This window comes from Streptomyces sp. NPDC055815, assembly GCF_053616475.1.
In genome coordinates this window covers 33,658-38,480 of the sequence record NZ_JBSHDU010000078.1, presented here as the reverse complement: position 1 = coordinate 38,480, position 4,823 = coordinate 33,658, and the positions used below count along the sequence as shown (strand labels likewise).

The following is a 4,823-nucleotide window of genomic DNA, read 5'->3' as shown; positions in this document are numbered from 1 at the left end:
GGCCACCAACCTGTCCCAGCGCATCGTCATGGCCCGCAACCTCCCGTAACGGAGAAAGCGAAAGGGGCGTCCTCCCGGCCGGGAGGACGCCCCTTCCACGTGTCCGTCTAGCGGTTGGACTCGACGGTGACCTTCTCGTCGTTCTTGATCTGCTCGACCAGCTGCTTCACCTTGGGCATGTCCCACTTCAGGGAGCCCTGCGGCGCGGATCCCGAGATCGGCATGTTCATGGACTTGCCGTCGCCGCCGCTGATGCCCTTCATCGCGAAGAACATCTTCCCGAGGTCGTACAGGGACATGTCCTTGTCGACGATCAGCGTGTCCAGACCGGCGCCGAGCGTCGGGTACAGCGCGAACGGGTTGAGGATCGTGCCCGGCGTCGCCGCCTGGTTCGCGAGGGCGGAGAGGAACTTCTGCTGGTTCTTCGTCCGCTGGAGGTCCGACTCGGCGAAGGCGTACCGGGTGCGGACGAAGGCCAGGGCCTGCTCGCCGTTGAGGGTCTGCTTGCCGGCCTGGAAGTCGGCGCCGGACTTCTTGTCCTTGAAGCCCTTGTCGATGTTCAGCTCGACGCCGCCGAGCGCGTCCACGATGTTCGCGAAGCCGGCGAAGCCGATCTCGGCGTAGTGGTCGATGCGCAGGCCGGTGTTGTACTCGACGGTCCGCACGAGCAGCTCGGGGCCGTCCATGGCGTAGGCCGCGTTCAGCTTGGAGCCGCCGCGCGCCGGGTACGACTTGCCCGACTCGGAGCCCACGAAGTTCGGGATCGTCACCCAGGAGTCACGGGGCAGCGAGACCATCGTGTTCCCGCTGGAGCAGGCCGCGAGGATCATCATCGAGTCGGTCCGCTTGCCCTCGGCGGAACCGGTGTGCAGCTTCTTCTTCTCCTCGGCGGACATGCCCTCACGGCTGTCGGAGCCGACGATCAGATACGTCGTGCAGTCGCCCTCCTCCGGCCGCTCGATGACCTTGGAGAGATCGACCTCGTTGCGCATCTGCGAGCTGGCCCAGGCGTAGGTGCCGATGCCCCAGGCGAGGACGCCGACGACCAGCACGATCGAGCCGACCTTGATCCGCTTGCGCCAGTCCGGCGCGGGACGGCCGGGCCCCTGCGGCGCGTACTGCGGGGGCACCCCGCCGCGGCCGCCGCCGCCCTGGTTCTGGGGGCCGCCGCCGTACACCTGGCCGGAGCTGTAACCGGAGTCGTACCCCTGGTTCTGCGCCTGCGTGAAGTTCGGGTCGTAGCTCCCCTGGCCCTGGCCGTAACCCTGCTGGGAACGCGGCGGCTGCTGCGGAACCTGCGGGCGCTGCACATGGCTCATCCGTCGGGGTCCCTGGGGCTCATCAGGCCAGTCATTCATGTGGACCAGTGTGCCGGGCGGCCCTTTCCGGGCGACAGTCCGGGTGGAAGATCGGACCGCTGCTGTTGCCAAGCTGATGCAAAGCGGACCCGGCGGGGACGGGGGCCGGACCCGGCATAAGGTGGAGGACATGACAGACCAGGGCGATACCCCGGACGGAATCCCGGGCAAGCCGACCTCCGCGTCCCGCACCACCCTCAGCCACATCATGACGAGCCACGACACCAACCTCCTCGGGACGGTGCACGGCGGCGTGATCATGAAACTGGTCGACGACGCGGCGGGCGCCGTCGCGGGCCGGCACTCGGGCGGCCCGGCGGTCACGGCCTCCATGGACGAGATGGCCTTCCTGGAGCCGGTCCGAGTCGGCGACCTCCTCCACGTCAAGGCCCAGGTCAACTGGACGGGCCGGTCCTCCATGGAGGTCGGCGTACGGGTCATGGCCGAGCGCTGGAACGAGTCCACGCCCGCCACCCAGGTCGGCTCCGCCTACCTCGTCTTCGCGGCCGTCGACGCGGAGGGCAAGCCCCGCCCGGTCCCCCAGGTCATCCCGGAGACCGAACAGGACAAGCGCCGCAACCAGGAAGCCCAGATCCGCCGAACCCACCGCCTGGCCCGCCGCCAAGCGATCAAGGAACTGAGAGAACGCCGAGCAGCAGAGGGCTACGAGGACTGAGCGGGGTCACGGGCACACCACCTTGTCCCCGGTGACCGCCTCGAAGGTCCCCCCGCCCGCGGAATCCTCCGCCCGCACGGCCGTGACCCCCTTGTAGCCACCCCCCACAATGACCCGCAAGGTCCCACCCCTCCCGGCGACCGCCTTGAGTTCCGCCCCCGGCAGCGCCGCCGCCAGCGACTTGGCCGACCGGTCCCACCGAGGGTCGTACTCGATCACGGTCCGAGCCCGCTCCTTCCCGGCCCCGGTCATCGGCGTACGCGTCGTGTCGAACCCCGTCGCCCGCAGCGCGTCGTCCACCTTGCGGCCGAGCCCGTCGGTCCGGGTCCCGTTGTAGACCTGGACGCGGATCGTCCGCGGCGGCACGTCCACGACGACCGCCCCGGGCGCCTTCCCGGAGCTCTCCGAGCGGGGCGCGGCGAGCGGCCGGTCGTCCCGCAGCGACTGGAACAGCTTCTGTGCCTTGGCCGCGTCCCACTTCACGGTCGAGCCGATGCCCTTCACGGGGAAGCTCATGTCGCCGATCGGCACGGACACGAACTCCGAGGAGGCCGGGGTGAAGCCGTGCATGGCCTTGGCGAGGGCGAGCAGCTGATCCGTACCGAAGTCCTCGTCGGCCCGTACGGAGCCCAGCATCGTCGTCGCGACCTCACGGAACCGCACCGGATTGAGCAGCACCCCGCCGTTCGTCATCCGCTCGATCAGCGCCGCGAGGAACCGCTGCTGGCGCTGCATGCGGCCGATGTCGGCGGCCCCGTCGATGTGCCGGGAGCGCACGTACTGCAGGGCCTGCCCGCCGTCGAGCTCATGGGTGCCGGGGGAGAGGTCGAGCCCGGTGTACGAGTCCTTCAGGGACCGGGTCGTACAGATCTGCACCCCGCCGACCGCGTCCACGGTCCGCATGAAGCTGGTGAAGTCGACCTCCAGATAGTGGTCGATCTTGACGCCGGTCATGGACTCGACGGTCCGCACGGTCAGACCGGGCCCGCCCTCGGCGTAGGCGGCGTTCAGTTTCACGGGGTGGGCCCGGTGCTTCCGGCCGCTGTTCAGGTCGGTGTGCTCGGGCATCTCCGCGTACGAGTCGCGGGGCAGGCTGACGACGCTCGCCCGCTCCCGGTCCTCGGAGATGTGCACGAGCATGACGGTGTCGGTGCAGTGGCAGGGGGCTCCGCCGAGCCGGTACTTCGCCTTCTCCTCGGGGGTGATCCGGTCGCGCCCGTCGGTCCCGACGACGAGCACGTTCATGCCGTGGCCCGCCTGTGGCCGGTTCTTCATGTCCTTGAAGGGGTCGACGCGGGTGATGCCGGTGTCGAGCCCGGTGACGACCGCGTGCCCGATCCCGCCGGCCGTGAGAACCGCCACGGAGAGCGCCGTCGCCATCCGCATCCCCCACCGGGGGCGCCTCCGCCGCCGGCGGACCGGTACGCGACGCGCGGCGGGCCGGGGACGGGGCGTGCGGGGCGGTGTGGGCACGGACGGACACCTCCGCGGTGGGACAGCGGGAACCGTGAGCACGGTAGGCCCATACGATCAGCGCAAGGGCGCACCACCCGCTCGGCGCGCACCGCTGTCCCCCGTTCGCGGTAACGTGGCGGGCGATGAACGCCACGCCCCCCGTCTCCGTGATCATGCCGGTCCTCAACGAGGAGCGGTATCTGCGCACCTCGGTTCGTCACATCCTGGAGCAGGAGTACGCCGGTGAGATGGAGGTGGTGATCGCCCTCGGCCCGTCCACGGACCGTACGGACGAGATCGCCGCCGAGCTCGTCCGCGAGACCGCTTCGGGAGCGCGCCGCGTCATCACGGTGCCGAACCCGACGGGCCGTACGCCCGCCGCGCTCAACGCGGCGATCCAGGCGTCCCATCACCCGATCGTGGTGCGCGTGGACGGTCACGGCATGCTCTCCCCGAACTACATCGCCACCGCGGTCCGGCTCCTGGAGGAGACCGGCGCGCAGAACGTCGGCGGTGTGATGCACGCCGAGGGCGAGAACGCCTGGGAGGACGCGGTCGCGGCCGCGATGACCTCGAAGATCGGCGTGGGCAACGCCGCCTTCCACACGGGCGGCGAGGCCGGCCCGGCGGAGACGGTCTACCTGGGCGTCTTCCGGCGCGAGGCGCTCGAGCGGCAGGGCGGGTACAACGTGGAGTTCATCCGCGCCCAGGACTGGGAGCTGAACTTCCGCATCCGCGAGGCCGGCGGGCTGATCTGGTTCTCGCCGGAGCTCCGCGTCCAGTACCGCCCGCGGCCCTCGGTGAAGGCGCTGGCGAAGCAGTACAAGGACTACGGCCGCTGGCGGCACGTGGTGGCCCGCTACCACCAGGGCTCGATCAACCTGCGCTACCTGGCCCCGCCGGCCGCCGTCTGCGCGATCGCCGCGGGCCTGGTCGTGGGCGCCGCCCTGACCCCGCTCGGCTTCGTGGTCCCGGCGGGCTACCTGGCCGCCATCACGGCGGGCTCGGTCCCGGCGGGCAAGGGCCTGTCCCTGAAGGCCCGCCTCCGGATCCCGGTGGCCCTCGCGACCATGCACATGTCCTGGGGCTACGGCTTCCTCACCAGCCCCCGGTCCCTCGCGCGGAAGGTCATCGCGAGCCGCCGCCCGGCGGTGCCGGCGGGCGAGACCGAGACGGTCTGAGCACCTCCGTACCCACGACGACGGGCCGTAACCAATACCGGGCCCCGGCCGCGGGACGGGTGGTGGTGGGTGAGGAGCGTATGTTCGGGCGCGCCTGCCGTCCCACAGGTTTGGCGAGTGGACCTGCCAGCAACCCCTATAGTGGCCCCGGTG

4 protein-coding genes are annotated in these 4,823 nt (G+C 70.6%); 2 read left to right on the top strand and 2 right to left on the bottom strand.

The features are described 5' to 3' along the window. Positions 1 to 107: 107 nt before the first annotated feature. Positions 108 to 1,319, bottom strand: coding sequence for an LCP family protein (locus ACWGN5_RS34015; protein ID WP_453522275.1), 1,212 nt, complete (start codon positions 1,317 to 1,319; stop codon positions 108 to 110). Positions 1,320 to 1,488: 169 nt separating this feature from the next. On the opposite strand from ACWGN5_RS34015, the gene ACWGN5_RS34010 reads away from it, so the two are divergent. Continuing rightward, entirely contained in the window at positions 1,489 to 2,034 is a 546-nt protein-coding gene (locus tag ACWGN5_RS34010) for an acyl-CoA thioesterase (RefSeq protein WP_369144575.1), read from the top strand. A gap of 6 nt (positions 2,035 to 2,040) precedes the next feature. On the opposite strand, the gene ACWGN5_RS34005 is transcribed toward ACWGN5_RS34010, so the two are convergent. Further along, on the bottom strand, positions 2,041 to 3,507 hold the full coding sequence (locus ACWGN5_RS34005; RefSeq protein WP_453522274.1) for an LCP family protein: 1,467 nt from the start codon (positions 3,505 to 3,507) through the stop codon (positions 2,041 to 2,043). A 125-nt stretch (positions 3,508 to 3,632) separates the two neighbouring features. Between ACWGN5_RS34005 and ACWGN5_RS34000 the strand changes: the two genes are divergently transcribed. After that, the gene (locus ACWGN5_RS34000; protein ID WP_453522273.1) at positions 3,633 to 4,670 is read left to right on the top strand and encodes a glycosyltransferase family 2 protein; all 1,038 of its coding nucleotides are present in this window, start codon (positions 3,633 to 3,635) and stop codon (positions 4,668 to 4,670) included. The last annotated feature ends 153 nt before the right edge of the window (positions 4,671 to 4,823 follow it).

What these genes read in the sequence shown, in the direction of transcription:
- ACWGN5_RS34015 (WP_453522275.1), bottom strand. Translation starts at nt 1,319, where the DNA reads ATGAGCCATGTGCAGCGCCCGCAGGTTCCGCAGCAGCCGCCGCGTTCC.
- ACWGN5_RS34010 (WP_369144575.1), top strand. Translation starts at nt 1,489, where the DNA reads ATGACAGACCAGGGCGATACCCCGGACGGAATCCCGGGCAAGCCGACC.
- ACWGN5_RS34000 (WP_453522273.1), top strand. Translation starts at nt 3,633, where the DNA reads ATGAACGCCACGCCCCCCGTCTCCGTGATCATGCCGGTCCTCAACGAG.